This window comes from Roseomonas sp. CCTCC AB2023176 (assembly GCF_042259275.1).
GTDB lineage: Bacteria > Pseudomonadota > Alphaproteobacteria > Acetobacterales > Acetobacteraceae > Roseomonas.
This window is the reverse complement of record NZ_CP170086.1, coordinates 3,508,344-3,527,989: the sequence shown is the minus strand read 5'-3', so window position 1 is coordinate 3,527,989 and position 19,646 is coordinate 3,508,344. Positions and strand designations below refer to the sequence as shown.

The 19,646-nt window shown below is 70.5% G+C and carries 22 protein-coding genes and 2 pseudogenes; 5 read left to right on the top strand and 19 right to left on the bottom strand.

Annotation, left to right across the window (positions count from 1 at the left end):
* Positions 1–156: 156 nt before the first annotated feature.
* From ACE7GA_RS17670 to ACE7GA_RS17625, 10 genes and pseudogenes are all read right to left on the bottom strand, one after another.
* A pseudogene (locus ACE7GA_RS17670) lies at positions 157–1,551 on the bottom strand (ABC transporter substrate-binding protein).
* A gap of 185 nt (positions 1,552–1,736) precedes the next feature.
* The gene (gene ureG, locus ACE7GA_RS17665) at positions 1,737–2,411 is read right to left on the bottom strand and encodes an urease accessory protein UreG (protein ID WP_376089285.1); all 675 of its coding nucleotides are present in this window, start codon (positions 2,409–2,411) and stop codon (positions 1,737–1,739) included.
* Positions 2,408–3,100 (bottom strand): urease accessory protein UreF, encoded by a 693-nt coding sequence (locus tag ACE7GA_RS17660; RefSeq protein ID WP_376089282.1) that lies wholly within the window; start codon positions 3,098–3,100, stop codon positions 2,408–2,410. Before ACE7GA_RS17660 ends, ureG begins: the two co-directional genes overlap by 4 nt.
* Positions 3,081–3,620, bottom strand: coding sequence for an urease accessory protein UreE (locus ACE7GA_RS17655; protein ID WP_376089279.1), 540 nt, complete (start codon positions 3,618–3,620; stop codon positions 3,081–3,083). The genes ACE7GA_RS17660 and ACE7GA_RS17655 overlap by 20 nt, the downstream gene beginning before the upstream one ends.
* Before the next feature lie 35 nt (positions 3,621–3,655).
* On the bottom strand, positions 3,656–5,368 hold the full coding sequence (gene ureC / locus ACE7GA_RS17650) for an urease subunit alpha (RefSeq protein WP_376089276.1): 1,713 nt from the start codon (positions 5,366–5,368) through the stop codon (positions 3,656–3,658).
* Positions 5,368–5,673 carry an urease subunit beta gene (locus tag ACE7GA_RS17645; RefSeq protein WP_376089273.1) on the bottom strand — a complete coding sequence of 102 codons (306 nt, stop codon included), beginning with the start codon at positions 5,671–5,673 and terminating at the stop codon, positions 5,368–5,370. Before ACE7GA_RS17645 ends, ureC begins: the two co-directional genes overlap by 1 nt.
* Positions 5,674–5,683: 10 nt before the next feature.
* Entirely contained in the window at positions 5,684–5,986 is a 303-nt protein-coding gene (locus ACE7GA_RS17640; protein ID WP_376089270.1) for an urease subunit gamma, read from the bottom strand.
* Positions 5,983–6,855 carry an urease accessory protein UreD gene (locus ACE7GA_RS17635; RefSeq protein WP_376089267.1) on the bottom strand — a complete coding sequence of 291 codons (873 nt, stop codon included), beginning with the start codon at positions 6,853–6,855 and terminating at the stop codon, positions 5,983–5,985. Before ACE7GA_RS17635 ends, ACE7GA_RS17640 begins: the two co-directional genes overlap by 4 nt.
* Positions 6,855–7,166 carry a response regulator transcription factor gene (locus tag ACE7GA_RS17630; protein ID WP_376089264.1) on the bottom strand — a complete coding sequence of 104 codons (312 nt, stop codon included), beginning with the start codon at positions 7,164–7,166 and terminating at the stop codon, positions 6,855–6,857. Before ACE7GA_RS17630 ends, ACE7GA_RS17635 begins: the two co-directional genes overlap by 1 nt.
* A gap of 100 nt (positions 7,167–7,266) precedes the next feature.
* Positions 7,267–7,548 (bottom strand): annotated as a pseudogene (locus tag ACE7GA_RS17625) (IS3 family transposase); the annotation flags it as partial.
* Here ACE7GA_RS17625 and ACE7GA_RS17620 point away from each other — a divergent pair.
* Together ACE7GA_RS17620 and ACE7GA_RS17615 are read left to right on the top strand one after the other, a co-directional pair.
* Positions 7,521–7,802: a hypothetical protein gene (locus ACE7GA_RS17620; RefSeq protein WP_376089261.1), complete on the top strand. Its 282-nt coding sequence runs from the start codon at positions 7,521–7,523 to the stop codon at positions 7,800–7,802. The pseudogene ACE7GA_RS17625 and the gene ACE7GA_RS17620 sit on opposite strands and share 28 nt — an antisense overlap.
* 219 nt (positions 7,803–8,021) lie before the next feature.
* The gene (locus ACE7GA_RS17615; protein WP_376089258.1) at positions 8,022–8,321 is read left to right on the top strand and encodes a chorismate mutase; all 300 of its coding nucleotides are present in this window, start codon (positions 8,022–8,024) and stop codon (positions 8,319–8,321) included.
* A 361-nt stretch (positions 8,322–8,682) separates the two neighbouring features.
* On the opposite strand, the gene ACE7GA_RS17610 is transcribed toward ACE7GA_RS17615, so the two are convergent.
* From ACE7GA_RS17610 to ACE7GA_RS17575, 8 genes are all read right to left on the bottom strand, one after another.
* On the bottom strand, positions 8,683–9,054 hold the full coding sequence (locus tag ACE7GA_RS17610; RefSeq protein ID WP_376089255.1) for a HesB/IscA family protein: 372 nt from the start codon (positions 9,052–9,054) through the stop codon (positions 8,683–8,685).
* 38 nt (positions 9,055–9,092) lie between these two features.
* Positions 9,093–9,473, bottom strand: a complete 381-nt coding sequence (locus tag ACE7GA_RS17605) for an SUF system Fe-S cluster assembly protein (RefSeq protein ID WP_376089252.1) — start codon at positions 9,471–9,473, stop codon at positions 9,093–9,095.
* Entirely contained in the window at positions 9,466–9,924 is a 459-nt protein-coding gene (gene sufU, locus ACE7GA_RS17600) for a Fe-S cluster assembly sulfur transfer protein SufU (protein WP_376089249.1), read from the bottom strand. The genes ACE7GA_RS17605 and sufU overlap by 8 nt, the downstream gene beginning before the upstream one ends.
* A gap of 70 nt (positions 9,925–9,994) precedes the next feature.
* On the bottom strand, positions 9,995–11,236 hold the full coding sequence (locus tag ACE7GA_RS17595) for an aminotransferase class V-fold PLP-dependent enzyme (RefSeq protein ID WP_376089246.1): 1,242 nt from the start codon (positions 11,234–11,236) through the stop codon (positions 9,995–9,997).
* Positions 11,236–12,534, bottom strand: a complete 1,299-nt coding sequence (gene sufD / locus ACE7GA_RS17590) for a Fe-S cluster assembly protein SufD (protein WP_376089243.1) — start codon at positions 12,532–12,534, stop codon at positions 11,236–11,238. The genes ACE7GA_RS17595 and sufD overlap by 1 nt, the downstream gene beginning before the upstream one ends.
* Positions 12,531–13,280, bottom strand: coding sequence for a Fe-S cluster assembly ATPase SufC (sufC, locus tag ACE7GA_RS17585; protein WP_376089240.1), 750 nt, complete (start codon positions 13,278–13,280; stop codon positions 12,531–12,533). Before sufC ends, sufD begins: the two co-directional genes overlap by 4 nt.
* 2 nt (positions 13,281–13,282) lie before the next feature.
* Positions 13,283–14,782, bottom strand: a complete 1,500-nt coding sequence (gene sufB, locus ACE7GA_RS17580) for a Fe-S cluster assembly protein SufB (RefSeq protein WP_376089237.1) — start codon at positions 14,780–14,782, stop codon at positions 13,283–13,285.
* Positions 14,783–14,791: 9 nt separating this feature from the next.
* Positions 14,792–15,250 (bottom strand): SUF system Fe-S cluster assembly regulator, encoded by a 459-nt coding sequence (locus tag ACE7GA_RS17575; protein WP_376089233.1) that lies wholly within the window; start codon positions 15,248–15,250, stop codon positions 14,792–14,794.
* Between the two features lie 201 nt (positions 15,251–15,451).
* Here ACE7GA_RS17575 and ACE7GA_RS17570 point away from each other — a divergent pair, with 201 nt between their 5' ends.
* The 3 genes from ACE7GA_RS17570 (at position 15,452) to ACE7GA_RS17560 (ending at position 18,347) form a co-directional block, all read left to right on the top strand.
* Complete coding sequence (locus tag ACE7GA_RS17570) at positions 15,452–16,441, top strand: catalase family peroxidase (protein ID WP_376089230.1); 990 nt, start codon at positions 15,452–15,454, stop codon at positions 16,439–16,441.
* A gap of 297 nt (positions 16,442–16,738) precedes the next feature.
* Positions 16,739–17,650, top strand: a complete 912-nt coding sequence (locus ACE7GA_RS17565) for an SDR family NAD(P)-dependent oxidoreductase (protein ID WP_376089227.1) — start codon at positions 16,739–16,741, stop codon at positions 17,648–17,650.
* A 1-nt stretch (position 17,651) separates the two neighbouring features.
* A complete protein-coding gene (locus tag ACE7GA_RS17560; RefSeq protein ID WP_376089222.1) occupies positions 17,652–18,347 on the top strand; it encodes an NUDIX domain-containing protein in 696 nt (231 codons plus the stop codon).
* Positions 18,348–18,381: 34 nt separating this feature from the next.
* Here ACE7GA_RS17560 and ACE7GA_RS17555 read toward each other — a convergent pair whose 3' ends face one another.
* On the bottom strand, positions 18,382–19,509 hold the full coding sequence (locus ACE7GA_RS17555) for a magnesium and cobalt transport protein CorA (RefSeq protein WP_376089219.1): 1,128 nt from the start codon (positions 19,507–19,509) through the stop codon (positions 18,382–18,384).
* Positions 19,510–19,646: the final 137 nt, after the last annotated feature.

The following is a 19,646-nucleotide window of genomic DNA, read 5'->3' as shown; positions in this document are numbered from 1 at the left end:
TCGCCGCCGGACGGAACGACGACAGGCTTACCTCCAGGGCTTCGAAGGCATCCGAACGTCTCCCGCGCTGACGCGGATCCGTGACCGGGTCACCTCGCCGCGCGGGGTTCGAAGCCCTGCCGCCCCCGCGAGGTACGGGCGGGCATCGTCAGGCCATCACCCCCGGAACCGTGCGGCTTCTGTCACGAGCGGCCCCGTGGCCATCGCGCCGCGGAAATCGAAGCCGTAGTCGAAATCGGCACGGCGCGCCCAGACCTGGCGGGTTTCGATCAACGGCACGGCGCAGTCCGCGGCCACGATCCGGCGCTGCGCCTCCGCCCACAGATCCATCTGGCGTTCCGCGTCGGGCTCGCCCCGCGCCGCGTCGATCGCCGCATCGGCCACGTCGCAATGGGAGAAGTTGGTGACAGCGCCCGGACGGCCCGTGGCGCTGCGCGAGTGAAAGAACTGAGTCAGCATCGCGTCGGCGGTCGGGAAGCGCGCCGCGGCGTAGTGGACCATGGGGCTGAGATCCTGCCGGATCATCTGGTGATAGGTCAGGTGGTCCACGACCTCCACCTCCAGCACGATCCCGGCGCGGCGGAGCTGGGCCTGGACCACCTGGATCGCCCCGAGCATCGCCGGGTTCTGCGTGTGGATCGTCCGCAGCCTGATCCCGCCGGGGTAGCCCGCCGCGGCCAGCAGCCGCCTCGCTCCGTCCGGATCGGGGCCGGGGAGCGACAGGTCCGGCGCGAAGCCGCGGTAGGACGCGGGGATGACGCTGCGGCCGGCCCGGGCGAGGTCGGCGCCGCGCCAGGCGACCAGGTCCGGGCGGTTCACGGCCAGCGCGACGGCCCGGCGCACGCGGGGATCGTCGAGCGGCCGCTGCGTCACGTTCAGGTGCAGCCAGGACAGTTCCGCGGGATCCACCACGTCCACCACGGCCCCGTTGCGGCGCTGGCGCGCGATCCATGCCTAGTCCTGAGGACCTTCGACGACGTCCGCCTCGCCGGCCTGGAACGCCAGATCCGCCGTCGGAAGCGAGGCGACGAAGCGGTAGTCGATGCCGCGAAGGGCCGGGCTGCCGCGGAAGTACGCATCATGGGCCGCGAAGCGCGCGGACTGGCCCGGGACACCGCCATCCAGACGAAAGGGGCCCGCGCCGATCGCCGAGGCGGGCGTCCCCGCCGGCGGCGCGTCATGCGCCCGGCGGGACAGGACGAAGCCGCCGGCGTAGTTGGCCAGCAGGCCGAGGAGCGCGGGCGCAGGGTCGCGCAGCGCCAGCCGCACGGTCCACTGGTCGAGCGCCCGTACGGCCTCGAGGCCGGCATAGTCGGCGGCATAGCCGGACGTCCTCGGGTCCGCCGCCTTGCCGAGGCTGAAGACGACGTCCTCCGCCGATACCTCTCCGAACCCGCCGTGGAACACGACGCCGCGCCGGAGCCGGAAGGTCCAGACGCGCCGGTCGGGCGAGGCGTCCCAGTCCTCCGCCAGGTCCGGCTCGATGCCCGCCGGGTCGATGGAGCCTGGCCGAAAGCGCACGAGCGCGGCGTGTATCCAGGACACGGCCATGCGGTCGTGATGCGCGGTCGCCATGTGCGGATCGAGTGTGCCGATCCCGCGCGGCGCGAGGACGACGATCCGAACCACGTCACGGGCCTGGGCGCGGGCTGACCGGGGCCGCGAGGCGAGAAGGGCAGCGCCGCCGAGAAGGAGCCCGCGGCGCCCCGGCCGCACGCCGTCGGCGACGCCGCGCATCAAGGCTTCGCGGCGGTCATCGGCGGCAGGCCGCCGGAGCGCAGGATGAAGTCGGCGATCTCGGCAACCCCCCGGTTCTCCTTCAGGTTGGTGAAGAGGAATTGGCGCGCGCCGCGCATCTTCCGTGCGTCGCGGTCCATGACGCCGAGGTCCGCCCCGACCAGCGGCGCGAGATCAATCTTGTTGATGACGAGGAGGTCGGACCGGGTGATGCCCGGGCCACCCTTGCGCGGGATCTTGTCGCCCGCCGACACGTCGATCACGTAGATCGTGAGGTCCGCGAGCTCCGGCGAGAAAGTCGCCGCGAGGTTGTCGCCGCCGCTCTCGATGAAGAGGACCTCGAGGTCCGGGAAGCGCGCGACCATGTCGGCGGCGGCCGCGAGGTTGATCGAGGCGTCCTCCCGGATCGCCGTATGGGGACAGCCGCCCGTCTCCACGCCCACGATCCGGTCGGGTGTCAGCGCCCCGGAGCGGGTGAGGAACTCCGCATCCTCCCGCGTATAGATGTCGTTCGTGATGACCGCGAGGCGGTGCGTGTCGCGCAGGTGCTTGCAGAGGCGGTCGGTGAGCGCCGTCTTGCCAGAGCCGACGGGTCCGCCGATGCCGACCCGGAGCGGCCCGTTCGGCGTGGCCCGACGCTCCGCCGCGGGCCCGACGGCTTCGGTGCTGGTCATGAGCGGAATAGCCTCGTGTACTGCGTCTCGTGACGCATCGAGAGAAGGTCGAGGACGGGAACGGCGGTTCCGAGCGAATCGAGGTCGGACAGAAGCGCGGTGTCGGCGGCGGCGCTGACATGGGGGAGGAGGGCGGCAATCGCGATCTGGCCATCGGTCTGGCCGAGCGGCACCAACCTCACGCCGGCGGAGACGAGGTTGGCGGCAAACGCCGAGAGGAAGCCGACGAGCGTGGGACGCAGCAGGATGCCGCCGAAGCCCGCGGCGGCGCCGACGGCCGCCGCATGCGGGAGGGCGCGGCCGTGGCGGCGGGCATAGGCGGCGAAGCCCGGATCAGGCCACGCGGCGTCCGTGACGGCGGCGAACGCCGCGCCCTGAGCCGTGGATTCCAACGCGGTCTCCGCCGTGCCACGAAAGGCCAGCGCCAACTCCGTCGCGGCGTCCAGAGCGGTGTCGTCACTGGCCGCAGCCGCGCGATGGCAGGCCGCGAGCACCGCGCCGTCCACGGTGCCGGCTCCCTGAGCCAGCGCTGCCGCAGCATAGCCGACGAGGTCATCGCGGGTGCGGACGAGCCCCTCCTCCACCGCCGTCTCCAGGCCGTGGGAGTAGGTGTAGGCGCCCACCGGATAGGCCGGCGACAGCCAGGCCAGGAGGCGGAGGAGATCGCCGTCAGCCGTGATGGTGGTCATGGCCGTGCGCGTGGTGATGGCCATCATCGTAGGGATGCGGGTGGGCGTGCCGGTGATGCGGGTCGCGGTTGTGCTCGCCGTAGGCCCCGCCTTCCGGGTCGAAGGGCGCATCCACGCGCCGCACCGTCGCGCCAAGGCCTTCGAGCATGTGGACGATCACGTGGTCGTAACGAATCAGGATGCGGTCCGCCGCGATCTGTGCGGGCAGGTGACGGTTGCCCAGATGCCAGGCGAGGCGGAGAAGGTCGTGACCGCTGGCGGCCCGTACCTCCACGAGCGGTTCCGGCGCGGCGCGGACTGCGACGATACCACCGTCCTCGAGCGCGAGGCCGTCGCCGTCCCGCAGGACGGCCGCTTCCGGCAGGTCGAGCAGGAAGTCGAGGCCGCCGATGCCCGTATACCGCCGGCGCCGGCGATGCCGGTCGTCGAAATCCACGGTCACCGCGTCCGTCGCGCGGGCCGCATCCCAGGATCCCGAGGGCAGGACGCGCGTGGCGCGCGGAGGGGTTGTGCTGGTCATGTGGCCGATCCTACTCGTCTCATGGCCATGTCCTCTCAGAACAGGAAGTAGCGCTGCGCCATCGGCAGCGCCTTCGCGGGTTCGCAGACCAGGAGTTCGCCATCGGCGCGCACCTCGTAGGTTTCCGGGTCCACCTCCATGACGGGCAATGCGTCGTTCAGCACCATGTCCCGCTTGGTGATCCCGCCGCGGGTATTGCGCACGGCCACGAGGGGGCGCGTGAGGCCGAGGCGCCCCGCAATCCCATCCGCAACCGCCGCGGCGCTGGTGAAGGTGACGGCCGAATGGACCCGTGCCCCGGCGAAGGCGCCAAACATCGGGCGGTAATGCACGGGCTGCGGGGTCGGAATGGAGGCGTTGGGATCGCCCATCGGCGCCATGGCGATGGTCCCGCATTTCAGGATCATGTCAGGCTTCACGCCGAAGAATGCTGGCGACCAGAGGACGAGGTCGGCGAGCTTGCCGACCTCCACGCTGCCCACGTGCTCCGCGACACCCTGCGCGATCGCGGGGTTGATCGTGTACTTCGCGACGTAGCGCCGGGCGCGGAGGTTGTCGTTCTCGCCCGTCTCCCCAGGAAGCTGGCCGCGCTGCACCTTCATCTTGTGGGCGGTCTGCCAGGTCCGGATGATCACCTCCCCGACCCGGCCCATCGCCTGGCTGTCGGAGGACATCATGCTGATCGCGCCGATGTCGTGCAGGATATCCTCCGCCGCGATCGTCTCCCGGCGGATGCGGCTCTCGGCGAAGGCCACGTCCTCCGCGATGCGGGGGTCGAGGTGGTGGCAGACCATCAGCATGTCGAGATGCTCGTCCACCGTGTTCACGGTGTAGGGCATCGTCGGGTTGGTCGAGGAGGGCAGGACGTTCGGCAGCCCGACGACGCGCAGGATGTCCGGCGCGTGGCCGCCGCCGGCGCCTTCGGTGTGGAAGGCCTGGATGGTACGGCCACCGATCGCGGCGATCGTGCTCTCGACGAAGCCGCTCTCGTTCAGCGTGTCGGTATGGATGGCGACCTGCACGTCCATCGCGTCGGCGACGCGGAGGCAAGTGTCGATGGCCTTCGGGGTCGTGCCCCAGTCCTCATGCAGCTTCATGCCGCAGGCGCCCGCGCGGATCATCTCCTCCAGCGCCCCGGGCAGCGCGGCATTGCCCTTGCCGAGTAAGCCGAGGTTCATCGGGAAGCCCTCGGCGGCCTGCAGCATGCGGGCGAGGTGGAAGGCACCGGGCGTCGCGGTCGTGGCGAGCGTGCCATGCGCCGGCCCCGTGCCCCCGCCGAACATGGTGGTGATGCCGGAGGCCAGCGCCTCCTCGATCTGCTGCGGGCAGATGAAGTGGATGTGCGGGTCGATGCCGCCGGCGGTGAGGATCCTCCCCTCCCCCGCGATGATCTCCGTGCCCGGGCCGATCAGGACGGTGACGGCCGGCTGCGTGTCGGGGTTGCCGGCCTTGCCGATCGCGGCGATCTGGCCGTCCCGCAGCCCGACATCGGCCTTGTAGATCCCGGTGTGGTCGAGGATCAGCGCATTGGTGATGACGGTGTCCATCGCGCCGTCCGCGCGCGTGGCCTGGGACTGCCCCATTCCGTCGCGGATCACCTTGCCGCCGCCGAACTTCACCTCCTCGCCATAGACCGTCTCGTCGCGCTCGACCTCGATGAACAACTCGGTGTCGGCAAGGCGGACGCGATCCCCGGTGGTCGGGCCGTACATGCCTGCATAGGCGGCGCGGGAGAGGCGCGCGGGCATCAGGCCGGTCCCTCCACCTCGCCGCGGAAACCGTGCACGGTCCGCGCCCCGCTGAAGGGGATCAGGCGGACGGTGCGGGTCTGCCCCGGCTCGAACCGCACGGCGGTGCCGGCCGCGACGTCGAGGCGCATCCCGCGCGCGACGGCACGGTCGAATCGCAGGGCCGGGTTCGTCTCGGCGAAGTGGTAGTGGCTGCCGACCTGCACCGGGCGGTCGCCGGTGTTCGCAACCTCCATCTCCGTCGCCTCGCGGCCCGCGTTGATCTCGATCTCGCCGGGGGCGAGCAGGAATTCGCCAGGGATCATCGGGCGCTCCTCAGCGGATCGGTTCGTGGACGGTGACGAGCTTCGTGCCGTCGGGGAAGGTGGCCTCGACCTGGATGTCGTGGATCATCTCCGGCACGCCTTCCATCACCTGGTCGCGCGACAGTACGGCCGCCCCGTCGCGCATGAGGTCGGCGACGCTGCGGCCATCGCGTGCGCCCTCCACCACGAAGTCGGTAATGAGGGCGACGGCCTCGGGGTGGTTGAGACGTACCCCGCGCTCGAGGCGACGGCGCGCGACATGGGCGGCCATCGCGACGAGCAGCTTGTCCTTCTCGCGAGGGGTCAGGTTCATGCGGTCATCCCCGTCCCGATGGGTTCACGTCGCCCACAGCCGCGGCAGGCGGGGCGGAAGGCCGAGCGCCGCGGAACGCAGGCAGAGCAGGCCCGCCGCGAGCGAACGACGGACTGCGGTCGCGCCGCCCAGGAAGCGGGCAAGGAGCAGCCCGGGGCGCGGCACGGTGGTCCCCCCGGCGCGCCGTCGAGCGCGGCGCGGAGCGCCGGCAGGTGCACTTCGGCACCGGGAGCGGCGAGGAGGAGTGTGGCGTAGGCCTCGGCACCGGCGAAGCCGAACCGGCCGCGGAGCGGCGCGAGGTCGCCATCGAGACGCAGCCCGTCGGCCCAGAGCAAACGCCCACCGCGGCGAAGGCGCCAGGCATCACCGACACTGCCCGAGGCGAAGCGCTCGCCCATGGCGGCCCGCCCGAGGACAAGGCTGTCCGTGAGTACAAGCCTCGCGTCGGGCGCGAGCGATATGTCGGCGCGGCGGCGAAGCCGGGCCCCGCTGAACAGGATGGTCTCCTGCGGAATCCATTCGAGAACGGCACCCGGGCCGACATCGAGCCGCAGCGCGATCTCCGCTGATGCGTCGAGGGCGCGATACACCTTCTCCGCCGCCGGCGTGCTGACGGTGACGCAGGCCCCGGGCTGCAGACGCAGATCCACCGAAAGCCTGTCGCCGCCGGCTACCCCGCCTGCCGTGTTGACGACCGCGACGACGGGGTTCTCCCCGGGCTCCGGCGTGGGAAACAGGGCGCGAAGCGGCGAGACCTGGCGCAGGTCCCGCAGCGCAGCGCCGCGCGGCCCGGGTCCGAATGACAGCGCCAGGCTGCCATCGGCCCGCTGGTGCCTGGTCCGGAGCGTAGCACCGCCGTCCAACCCCATCACGCCCCGCCGAGCGCCCGGACCGCGAGCGCGGTCGCAGAGGCGCGGTCCTCGATTCCGAGCTTCACGGAGATGCCCTCCATGTGCCTGTTCACTGTGCGCGGGGAGAGGACGAGGATACCGGCAATGTCGCGGTTCGCCTTGCCGCGCGGGAGCCAGAGCAGGACCTTCGCGTCCCGTACCGTCAGGCCGAGGCGGTCGGGCAGCAGCGTCTCCCCACCGGCCAGGTCGGACAGGCTGACGCGAAGCAGGATCTCGTCCGGCCCGATGCCGCCGACCTGCCGGAACTCGGTGACGCGCCCGTCAGTCATCACGACGGGCGGGGCGCCCGGCTCGGCGGGACCGCCGATCCGGCACGCGCAACCCGTCTTCCTCCGCGGGCATGGCAGCGCGCAGAAGCGCGGTGGCGCAGATCATTCGGAACCGCCTCCAGTCCGGCATCCGATCCTCGACGAAGTCGTAGGCCCGGGCGTGGTTCGCCCGCTCCAGGCGCAGCGTTACCCAGGGGCTGTTGACGAGCGACAACCTGCCGCGTTTCGGCTGCCGCCGCGGCACCTTCAGCCCCTCGCTGCGCCAGATTCGCTCCACCTTCCTGCGGTTCACCGTTCAGCCCGCATCCCGCAGCAACGCCGTGATACCGCGGTGGCCGTGGCGTCCATACTGCCGTGCCGGCCCGACGATGTCAGCCTTCAGCCCGGCCGCTTAAGGAGCCCCTGCGGGTCGAGGGCTGGACGGCCGCCCATGCCGACGCCTTCCCGTCCCTGGAACTGGCCGGGATGGCCTCGCGCAAGCGCCTGCAGCGCCCGGCGACCCTCTGGTGCGCACCCAACATCGCGGAATGGCCGCGGGCCGGCTCCTTCGGCCGGATGCTCGCCGACAACGACGCTGCGCGGTTCTACCTGCGCGACGCGCTCGCCGCCTCCGGCGCGCCACCCTTGCGGGAGTGACGGCGCGGCTGAACCGCCCGCCGGCCGGAGCCGGGACGGACGGCGCTTATCGGCCGCCCCGGCCGCGACCCGCACGCCGTCCCGACGCTCGCGCGCTATGCTGCCCGTCGGCGCCCCGACCGGCTCGCGCGGTCGTACCGGAACCGTCCCGGCCCGCCTTGTCAGCAACCGCCCGAAGGCGTCATGTCACTTGCCATTGAGGGGGAGGGGCCCGGCGCGATGACGCTGCCCGAGGAACTGCGCAGTCTCCGGCGGAGCATCGACAACATCGATGCCGCCCTGGTGCACGTGCTCGCCGAGCGGTTCCGCGTCACGCGCGAGGTCGGCGTCCTGAAAGCCCGGCACGGCCTTCCCGCCATGGACCCCGCGCGTGAGGAAGCCCAGGTGACCCGGCTGCGCCGCCTCGCATCGGAAGCCGGGCTCGACCCCGACTTCGCCGAGACCTTCGTGCGCGGTGTGATGGCCGAAGTCGTGCTGCAGCACGAACGCATCGCCCAGGACCACCGCGCCGAAACCTGACGCACCCATCACCAGTGTCGTAACCGGGCCGGATCCCTGACGGCACCTGGATTGACGCCGCTACGTGAATGCCTGGAATCGGTTGCCGTTCGTCCCGTGGATGGGACCATGGCCGAGGCGCACGTCATTCCGGGCGGCTTCGGTGTAGCCATTGCGTCGCCGGAACGGCAGGCCGACCCCGAGCGTCACCGCCTCTCTCGTCAGCTGATCCCTGCCAGCCGCAGCAGTAGACGAAGTGCAGATCTTCAAGGTCAAGCTGTGAGGTCGCGTCGTGGAGATGGTCTTGTTCGAGGCGACGGAGGCACGATGCAGACCCGTTCCCGGCGGGCACGGGCTTCAGCGATCGCAAGCAGCCGCCCATTCAGACGTGGAATGACTCCCCGCAGCCGCAACGCCCCTTTTCGTTCGGGTTGGTGAAGGTGAAGCCAGCCGACATCGCCTTCCGCTCGTAGTCCATCACCGTCCCGATGAGGAACAGCGTGGCCTTACGGTCCACCAGCACCGTCACGCCCTTGTCCGTCACGACCTCGTCGCCAGGCCCGCGCTCGTCCACCCAGTCCAGCTTGTAGGACATGCCGGAACAGCCCTTGGTCGAGACGGAGACGCGCAACAACCGCCCCTCCTGCGCCTTCGCGTAGAGGTCCCGAAGCCGCTCCGCCGCGCCCTCGGACAGCAACATCAGCGGCGGCAGCGCCCGGCGGGGCTTCGCGGGGGCATCGGTGGTTGTGCTCATGGCCTCACTCATCTCGTCACGCGCCAGTTCTCGTTCAATCAGTACATGTTCAACGCGAGCTTCGCGTCCTCGCTCATCCGCGAGGGATCCCAGGGCGGGTCCCACACGATCTCGACCTTCGCCTCCGTCACGTTCGCGACCCCGCGGACCGCCTCCTCCACCGCGCTCGGCAGCTCCTGTGCCGAGGGGCAGGACGGCGTCGTCAACGTCATCTCGACCTTCACCGCCCCGTCATCTCCGATCTCCACCGCATAGACGAGACCGAGTTCGTAGATATCCACGGGGATCTCCGGATCGTAGACCGTCTTGATGGCATCCAGCACCGCCGCCTCGTCCACCCGGGGCGGCGGAGCCACGGGCCCCTCCGGCGTCCAGCTCTCATGACGGGGGGCGTCGTGCGTCACCGGCGTCTCACTCACTCGAAGCCTCCTCCGCCCCGTCCAGCGCCGCGTTCAGCGTGTGCCACGCCAAGGTCGCGCACTTCACGCGGGATGGGAACTCGTGCACGCCCGACAGCGCCTGCAACCGCTCCAGGTCTTCATCCCCCTCGCAATCCGGGCACGCTCCGGTCATCGCCAGGTCGCGGAAGCGAACGCCCAACGTCCGCGCCTGCTCCACCGTCTTGCCCTTGACCGTCTCGGTCATCAGCGATGCCGAGGCCATTGAGATGGCGCAGCCCTTTCCCTGGAAGCCGACGTCGGCGATCCGTCCGGCATCGTCCAGGTCCAGCCACAACTGCATCCGGTCCCCGCACATCGGGTTGTCGCCGCGGGCCTCACGATCCGCGTCCTCCAACCGCCGGAAGTTCCGGGGCTTCCGCCCGTGGTCCAGGATGACCTCCTGATAGAGGTCGCGCAGGTCGTCGAACATCAAGAACTCCTGGACGCGCGATTCACGCGTCCGGATATCGCGGCACCCTGGCGCGCCCCGCGACGGCGCGTCATGCGAAGAACTTCCGTGCATGCCCCAGCGCGTCCGCGAGGAAGTCAACTTCCTCCCGGGTCGTGTACATCCCGAAGGACGCGCGGCAGGTGCTGTCCATCTTGAGGAAGACGTGCAGCGGCTCCGCGCAATGCCGCCCCGACCGCACCGCGATCCCCGCCCGGTCCAGCAGCGTCGCCAGGTCGTGCGAATGCGCGTTGTCCAGCGCGAAGGAGAAGACGCCGCCCCGGTCCTGCGCCCGCCCCAGCACCGTCAGCCCCTCGACCGCCGACAGCCGCGCCATCGCGTGGTCCACCAGCCCGCGCTCATGCGCCTCGATCGCGTCCATTCCGACCGCGGTGACATAATCCACCGCCGCATGCAGACCGATCGCCTCGATGATCGGCGGCGTCCCCGCCTCGAACTTCGCCGGCACCGGCGCGGGCAGATACCCGTCCCGCGTCACCTCCGCGATCATGTCCCCGCCGCCGAGGAAGGGCGGCATCCGCTCAAGCAACTCCCGCTTGGCGTAGAGAACCCCGATCCCCGTTGGCCCATAGAGCTTGTGCCCGGTGAAAAGGTAGAAGTCGGCGTCCAGCGCCTGCACGTCCACGCGCCGGTGCACCGCGGCCTGCGAGCCGTCGAACAGGACCTTCGCCCCGGCCTCGTGCGCCATCCGCGCGATCGCCGCCGCCGGCGTCACCGTGCCCAGCACGTTCGACATGTGGGTCACCGCGACGAGCCCGACCTTGCCGTCCGCCAGCAGCTCCGACAGGTGCTGCAGGTCCAGCTCACCCGCCTCGGTAATCCGGCAGATGCGCAGGTCGATCCCATTTGCGTCCCGCAGCATCTGCCAGGGCACAAAGTTCGCGTGATGCTCCATCTCCGACACCACGACGGCCTGCCCCGGCTCCATCACCCCGCGCCCGTAGGAATGCGCGACGAGGTTGATGCCGTGCGTCGTGGACCAGGTGAAGACGATTTCCCGCTCATCGCCCGCGTTCAGGAAGCGCGCCATCGCCGCCCGCGCCGCCTCGTACGCCGCCGTGGAGGCCTCGGAGAGGTGGTAGGCCCCCCGATGCACGTTGGCGTAGGAAGTCTCCATCATCCGCACCATCGCGTCGATCACCGGCCGCGGCTTCTGGGCGGAGGCGCCGGAATCGAGGAACACGAGCGGCTTTCCGCGCACCGTCTGGGACAGGATCGGGAAGTCCTGCCGGATGCGCTGGACGTCGAGCGCCGGGCGAAAGGAACCGTCCATCAGGCACGCCCTCCGTTGACGTCCCACCAGCCCGCGACGGCCTCTTCCAGCACCTCGCGCGCGACCTCGTCAGTGACGACTTCCACCGCCTCCTGCAGGAAGGCGCGAACGAGCATCGCCCGCGCCGCATCCACCGGAATGCCACGGGAGCGGAGATAGAACAGCCCCTCTTCCTCCAGCGCGCCGACGGTCGCACCGTGCGAGCACTTCACGTCGTCCGCGTAGATCTCCAGCTGTGGCTTGCTGTCCATCTCCGCATCCGGGGACAACAGCAGCGCCTGGTTCATCTGGTAGCCATCGGTCTTCTGCGCCTCGCGTCGGACCAGGATCTTGCCCTGGAATACGCCGCGCGACTTGCCGGCCAGAACGGTCTTCACCGTCTGCCGCGACGGGCAGTTCGGCGCCGCGTGGTCCAGCGACGTGGTCGTATCGGCCAGCCCGCCATCGGCCACCAGCTGCGCGCCGTTCAGGTGCGCCTCGGCCCGCGGCCCGTCGAGCAGCACATGCGTCTCCGACCGCGCGATCCGTCCGCCCGCGTTCAGCACGAACCCGTCATAGGCCCCGCCCGCCGCCACGCGTACACCGAGATGCGCCAGGTGGAAGGCATGCGCCGCCTCCCGCTGCACACGGACATGCGCAAGCCGCGCGTCCTCCGCGACCTCGATCTCGAAGACCGGGTTGTGCAGGTGCGCCGCCTCGTCCTCGCCGACCGAGGTCTCGATGAGCGTCAACCGCGCCCCACGCGCCAGCCGGATCAGGTGCCGCGGGTGGAAGGACGTCGCCGCCTCGCCGGACGCGACCGACAGCAGTTCGACCCGCCCCGCATCGGCGCCTTCCGGCACGTCGAGAACCAGCCCGTCCTCGAACAGCAGCGTGTTCAGCGTGACCATCGGCTGCGACGCAGACGCAACCTTGTTCAGCCGCTCCGCCGCGTCCGGCAGCGCCGAGGCCAGCGGCCGCGCGTCCAGCCCATCCAGACTCGACAGATCGGCACGGAACCGCCCATCGAGGAACACGGCCCGCCGCTCCGCCCGCGGCGTGGGAAGGTCGGGCGTGTCCCCCGACGCCGTCGTCAACGCCTCCCGGAATTCCGCCCGTAGGACCGGTGCGAGATCGGTGTAGCGCCAGGCCTCCACGCGCCGGGACGGCAGCCCGCCCGCGCGCAGCGTCTCCGCCGCGGCCTCGCGCAGCGCCGCGACGTGCGGCAGCGCATGCCCGGCCAGCCGCCCGCGCAGCCCCGCATAGCGGTGCAGGAACGGTGCCGCGTTGCCAAGCGACCCAGATGCGATCGCGTTCACGCCGCCTCCCCCAGCACGCCGGCATAGCCCTCGGCCTCCAGCCGATGCGCCAGCTCAGGTCCGCCCGAGGTCACGATGCGCCCCTGCGCCAGCACGTGCACCCGGTTCGGCACGATATGGTTCAGCAGCCGCTGGTAGTGCGTGATTACCAACGCCGAAAAGTTCGGTCCGCGCTGCGCGTTCACGCCATCCGCCACGATCTTCAGCGCGTCGATGTCGAGCCCGCTGTCCGTCTCATCCAGGATCGCGATCTTCGGCTGCAGCAGCGCCATCTGCAGCACCTCGTTCCGCTTCTTCTCACCGCCGGAGAAGCCGACATTCACGCCGCGCTTCAGCATGTCCTCCGGCATGGACAGCGCTCGCATCCGCTCCCGCGCCATGCGCAGGAACTGCATAGCGTCCAGTTCCGGTTCGCCGCGCGTGCGCCGCACCGCGTTCAGCGCGGTGCGCAGGAAGTTCGCATTGCCCACGCCCGGGATCTCGACCGGATACTGGAAGGCCAGGAACAGCCCGGCCGCCGCCCGCTCCTCCGGCTCCATTGCCAGCAGGTCCACGCCGTCGAAGGTCACGGAGCCCTCCGTGATCTCGTACCCCTCGCGCCCCGCGATCGCGTAGGACAGCGTAGACTTGCCGGACCCGTTCGGCCCCATCACCGCGTGCACCTCGCCCGAGGGCACCTCCAGCGAGATGCCCTTCAGGATCGGCTTGCCGTCGACCTCGGCGTGCAGGTTCTCAATGCGCAACATGACTAGCCGACCGATCCTTCGAGCGAGATTTGCAACAACTTCTGTGCCTCCACCGCGAACTCCATCGGCAGTTCCTTCAGGACCTCGCGGCAGAAGCCGTTGACGATCAGCCCCACCGCGTCCTCCTGGGATAGCCCGCGCTGGCGGCAGTAGAACAGCTGGTCCTCGGCGATCCGCGACGTCGTCGCCTCGTGCTCGACCTTGGCCGACTGGCAGCGGTTCTCGATGTAGGGCACGGTATGCGCGCCGCAGCGGTCGCCGATCAGCAGGCTGTCGCACTGCGTGAAGTTGCGCGCACCCTTGGCCTTCGGGTTGATCCGCACCAGCCCGCGATAGGTGTTCTGCCCCTTCCCCGCCGAGATCCCCTTCGACACGATCGTGGACCGCGTCCCCGGCGCTAGGTGGATCATCTTCGTGCCGGTATCGGCCTGCTGGTGGTTGTTCGTGATCGCGACGGAGTAGAACTCGCCCACGGAATCCTCGCCCTGCAGGATGCAGGACGGGTACTTCCAGGTGATCGCCGAACCTGTCTCCACCTGCGTCCAGGATACCTTGGACCGCTTGCCGCGACAGGCCGCGCGCTTCGTCACGAAGTTGTAGATGCCGCCCTTCCCGTTCTCGTCACCCGGGTACCAGTTCTGCACCGTGCTGTACTTGATGGAAGCGTCGTCCAGAGCGACCAGCTCCACCACCGCCGCGTGCAGCTGGTTCTCATCCCGCTGCGGCGCCGTGCAGCCCTCGAGGTACGAAACGGTGGAGCCCTCATCCGCGATGATGAGCGTTCGCTCGAACTGCCCCGTGCTCTTCGCGTTGATGCGGAAGTAGGTGGACAGCTCCATCGGGCAGCGAACGCCCTTCGGAATGTAGACGAAAGACCCGTCCGTGAAGACTGCCGAGTTCAGCGCCGCGAAGAAGTTGTCGCCCTGAGGCACGACCGTACCGAGGTACTTTCGCACCAGCTCCGGATGCTCCTGCACCGCCTCGGAGATGGCGCAGAAGATGATCCCTTCCTTCGCCAGCCGCTCCTTGTAGGACGTCGCGACGGAAACGCTGTCGAACACCGCGTCCACCGCGATCGGCATGCGCCCGCCATCCGCCGGGGTGTCGCCCGCGCCATCGACGCCTGCGAGGATCGCCTGCTCCTTCAGCGGGATGCCCAGCTTGGCGTAGGTGCGCAGCAGTTCCGGGTCCACCTCGTCGAGCGACTTCGGCTTCACCTTGTTCACGGGCGCCGCGTAGTAATACGCGTCCTGGTAGTCGATCGGCGGGTAGGTCACCGCGGGCCAGCGCGGCTCCTCCATCGTCTTCCAAAGCGCGAAGGCCTGCAGGCGCCATTCCAGCAGCCAGGCCGGCTCATTCTTCTTCGCAGAGATGAAGCGAACGATGTCCTCGTTCAGCCCCTTCGGCGCGAACTCCATCTCGATGTCAGTCTCGAACCCCCACTTGTAGCCGCCCTCGGTGGCGGCCTGTACGGTGTCGAGCGTCTCGGCAACGGCAGGCATCAGGCTGTCCTATTCGGCCGCGACGTACGCGGCAGGGGCTACGACGTGGGCGCGGTGGACCGCGCAGGAGGGGCGGGCGAGGTCGGCGATCGTGACGGCCGACAGCGCCGCGCGAACCGCCGCGTTGACCGGATCCCAGCGACCGCGGACGGGGCAGGAGCCCTCGGCTTCGCAGCCGCCGGTCGCGCCATCCACGCAGGCGGTCAGCGCGATTGGGCCATCCACCGCAACGACGACTTCCGCGAGGTTGATCGCGGCCATAGACCGGGTCAGGCGGTGTCCGCCGCGGGCGCCGCGCTGCGCCTCGACCAGCCCCGCCTGGGAGAGAATGCGGAGCACCTTCGCCACCGTCGGCTCCGCGACGCCCGTGGCGGCGGAGAGGGCGGGAGCGGTATGCAGCCCGTCCTCCTGTCCCATGCGGACGAGGAGGGCGACGGCATAGTCCGCGAGTTTCGACAGTCGGAGCACGGGGCCGTTCCGATCACCATTCCGGACCCCTGCGGTCCGGTATGCGGGAGATGCGGTCCCCACCGCCTCGCGTCAAGGCGAGCCGGCCTGGAAAACAACGCCTTGCACGGGCCCCGCTTCCAATCCGTGGTGGAGGGATCCGCGCCACCTCCGCTACCGTAAGGGCGGGGGGCGCCGGGCCCCGACAGGAGACGGATCCGCATGACGCGACGCCGCATGATGGGATTGCTGGCCGGGGCCCTCGCCGCCCTGGCGGCAACCCCCGCCCTCGCCGAACCCAGCCCCGACCAGGTGGTCGATGCTTTCGAAGCGGTGCTGGGCCCGCTCCGCGCCCGCCCGAGCCACACCAAGGGCACCTGTGCTGCCGGATATTTCGTCGCGACGCCGGAGGGCGCGCGGTACTCGGTTTCCCCGGTCTTCAACGGGCAGCGGGTGAATACGCTGATCCGCTTCGGCGTCGGCGTTACCTCCCCGACCGGCCCGGACACTGGCCGCACCACCCGCGGCCTGTCCATCCGGTTCGAGACCTCGGGCGGCGACATCTGGGAGATGGCGAACATCTCCGCCCCGATCTTCGGCTCGCCCACGCCGCAGGTCCTGGTGGACGGGCTGCTGGCGCGCCGTCCGGACCCCGCCACGGGGCAGCCGAACCCGCAGGCCGTCGCGGCCTTTGTCGCGGCCAATCCCGCCACGACGAACCAGGGCCGCTGGCTCGCCGCGAACAACCCGCCGGCGAGCTGGGCGACGACGCCGTACTGGGGCGTGAACGCCTTCCGTTTCCGCGGCGCCGACGGCGAGGTCCGACACGCCCGCTGGGTCTTCGAGCCGCGCGCCGGCGTGCTGCGCCTGACCGAGGAGCAGATGCGCACGACGCCTGCCGACTTCCTGGCCGACGAGCTGCGGCGCCGCGTTGCGTCGGGGCCGGTCGAGTTCGACATGGTCCTGCAGTTTGCTGCAGCCGGCGACGACGTGACGAACCCGACCGTCGCCTGGCCGGATGACCGTCCCCGCGCGACGGTCGGACGCCTGACCGTGACGGAAGTCTCGGCGGGGCCGGGCGGGCCTTGTGACCCGATTTCCTTCATGATCCTCGACCAGGCGCCGGGGGTCGAGATGAGCGACGACCCGACGCTCCAGGCGCGCGCGGCCGCCTACGCCGTTTCGCTGACCCGGCGGTCGCAGCCGCGCTGAGGGTCCGCGCTCGGCCCGCGCGACGTTGTTCCGCGCGGGCGTTGCATCCCGGACCGCACGTCGCGATGCGGCGTGATCGCCGCCCGTATCTGCTGGCGGCGGAGATGGCGTGCCTCGGCGTGTTCTGTTCATTCGACCGTGTCGGGGCGGCCACGGAGCGGGGCCTACGGCGCCGGCAGGGCGGGGGTCGGCCTGCCGTAGCGCGCTCTCCGTGGCCATGCTGGCGCCTCCCCTTCCACGCCGGTGGCCGGTCCCCCTACAAGGGCAGCCGTCACGGGGGCGAGGCAGGGCGGGCGCATGATGCTGGAGGGGAAGGTCGCGATCGTGACCGGGGCCGGCGGCGGCATCGGGCGAGAGATCGCGGTGGCGATGGCGCTCGCGGGTGCCAGGGTCGTCGTGAACGACATCGGGGCGTCGCTCACCGGGATCGGCGAGACCTCGGCGACGCCGGGGCAGCAGACCGTCGCGATCATCGAGCAGCGCGGCGGGACGGCGGTTGCGGACACGAATTCGGTGGCAGACTGGGACAGCGCGCGGCGGATCGTCGCGACGGCGATGGCAGCCTTCGGGCGGCTCGACATCGTCGTGAACAACGCGGGCATCCTGCGGGACCAGATCTTCCACAAGATGTCGGCGGAGGAATGGCGCGCCGTCGTCGACGTGCACCTGAACGGCAGCTTCTTCGTGTCCCGGGCCGCGGCGGAGCCGTTCCGGGCTCAGGGGTCCGGGGCATATGTCCACATGACCTCGACCTCCGGGCTCATCGGCAACACGGGGCAGTCGAACTATTCCGCGGCGAAGCTGGGCATCGTGGGGCTGAGCAAGTCCATCGCGCTGGACATGCAGCGCTTCGGGGTACGGTCGAACTGCATCGCGCCCTTCGCGTGGAGCCGGATGACGTCGTCCATTCCCGCCGAGACGCCGGAGCAGAAGGCGCGGGTGGCGAAGCTGCAGGCAATGGGGCCGGAGAAGAACGCGCCGCTCGCGGTGTTCCTGGCGAGCGATGCGGCGGGGGACGTGAACGGGCAAGTGTTCTCGCCGCGGATGAACGAGATCTTCCTGTTCTCGCAGCACCGGCCCGTGCGGTCGGTGCATCGGTCCGAGGGGTGGACGCCGGAGCTGATCGCGGAGCACGCGCTGCCGGCGCTGCGGGCGGGGTTCGTGGCGCTGGATCGCTCGCCCGACGTCTTCGCCTGGGATCCGGTCTGACGTGGGCGACGACCGGCCGATCCGGCAGACCGACTTCACCGCGGACGGGGAGCCGCGGCCGGAGACGACGGCGCGGCCGCGGGACGCGGCGACAATCATCCTCTGGCGCGAGGGGGACCGCGGAATCGAGGTGCTGATGGGGGTGCGCTCCGCGCGGCACCGGTTCATGCCGCAGCGGCTCGTGTTCCCCGGCGGGCGGGTGGACCCGATGGACCGGCGGTTGCCGATCGCCTCGGAGCTGGAGGACGGGACGCGGCGGGCGCTGGAACTGCGGGCCAACCCGAAGCTGGCGCAGGGCCTGGCAGTCGCCGCGGTGCGGGAGCTGCACGAGGAGACCGGGCTGATCATGGGGCGATACGAGAAGGGGCGGCTGCTGCCGGACCTCGCGCCGCTGCGGTATCTCTGCCGGGCGCTGACGCCGCCGCAGAGCCCGGTCCGGTTCAACGCGCGGTTCCTGATGGCGCCGGCGCGGGCGGCGGTGGGGAGCCTCGGCGGCAGCGGGGAGTTGGAGCACCTCGGGTGGTACCCGATCGGGGAGACGCCGCCCCATGAGCTCGCGCTGATCACGGCGCGGGTGCTGGAAGAGTTTCGCGCCGTCCTGGCCATGCCTGAGGCGGAGCGGGAGCGGCGGCCGCTCGTGTGGTTTCAGGGGCGGGACACGCGGAAGCTGGAGCGCACGTCGCCGCGGGAGGCGTGATGCTGGCCTTCCGTCGGCTCGTTCGCGTGGTCCGTCACAGCCATCCCGCGCGGCGGAAGCGCCAGTAGAGGGTGGCGCATATCGCGACGATGGCGGCGAGGACGGCGAAGTAGGCGCCGTCCCATTTCAGTTCGGGCATGTATTCGAAGTTCATGCCGTAGATCCCGGCGATGGCGGTGGGGACGGCGAGGATGGCGGCCCAGGCGGCGAGGCGGCGGGAGACTTCGGTCTGCTGCGACTGGCCGGTGAGGAGGCTGGCTTCGAAGGCGAAGGCGAGGACTTCGCGGAGCGTTTCGATTTCCTCCTGGCACTGGCGGACGTGGTCGTCCACGTCGCGGAGGAAGGGGAGCATCGCGGGGTCGCGGCTGAAGATCGGGGCGTGTTCGAGGCGGCGGACGACGGCGCCCAAGGGACCGACGGCGTTCTTGAGGCGGAGGAGGTCGCGGCGGAGGGTGTAGAGGCGCTCGACGTCGGTCTGCGTGAGGCTGCCGGCGAGGACGCGGTCCTCGATCGCTTCCGCTTCCTCGGCAATGGATTCGAGGACGGGGGTGTAGTTGTCCACGATGAAGTCGAGGATGGCGTAGAGGATGTAGTCCTGGCCGTGGCTGAGCGTCGCGGGGCAGGACTCGCAGCGCGCGCGGACCGCGGCGTAGGACGACGAGGGGCCATGGCGGACCGTCACGACGTAGCCGTCGCCGACGAAGAGGTGGGTCTCGCCGAAGGCGATCTTGCCGCCCATCATCTGCGCGGTGCGGGCGACGATGAAGAGGCTGTCGCCGTAGGTTTCCACCTTGGGGCGCTGGTGGGGTTTGGCCGCGTCCTCGACGGCGAGGTCGTGGAGGTTGAACTGGTGCTGGACCTCGGCGAGCAAGGGCCCGGCGGGTTCGAAGAGGCCGACCCAGACCATGTGGTCGGGGCGTCGGGACCAGTCGCCGGCCTGCTCGATCGGGATCTGGGCGACGGCGCGGCCGTGGGAATAGGCCTGGCAGGCGATGACGCCGCGGTGCGAGGCGGCGTCGTGCGCCTCGGCGCCCGGGGGCTTCCCGGGGGAATGGGGTGGTCCATGGGTCGCTCCGCCGGTTGCGGGCGAGGGTAGCGGGGGCGCGGGGCGCGAGGGGAGTCGCTTCGCGGGGTGCGGGCGGGTTTCGGACAAAAGGCTCACGCGGGTGACCGCCGTGGGCACGGCCGGCGTGCCGAGGTGGTGGGCGTCGTCGTGCCGGCCCGGGGGCGTCAGGTGGCGAGCCGCATTCTTCGGTTTCTGGACGCGAGGTGCAGCGTGCACGGGCGCCGCGGTGGGGC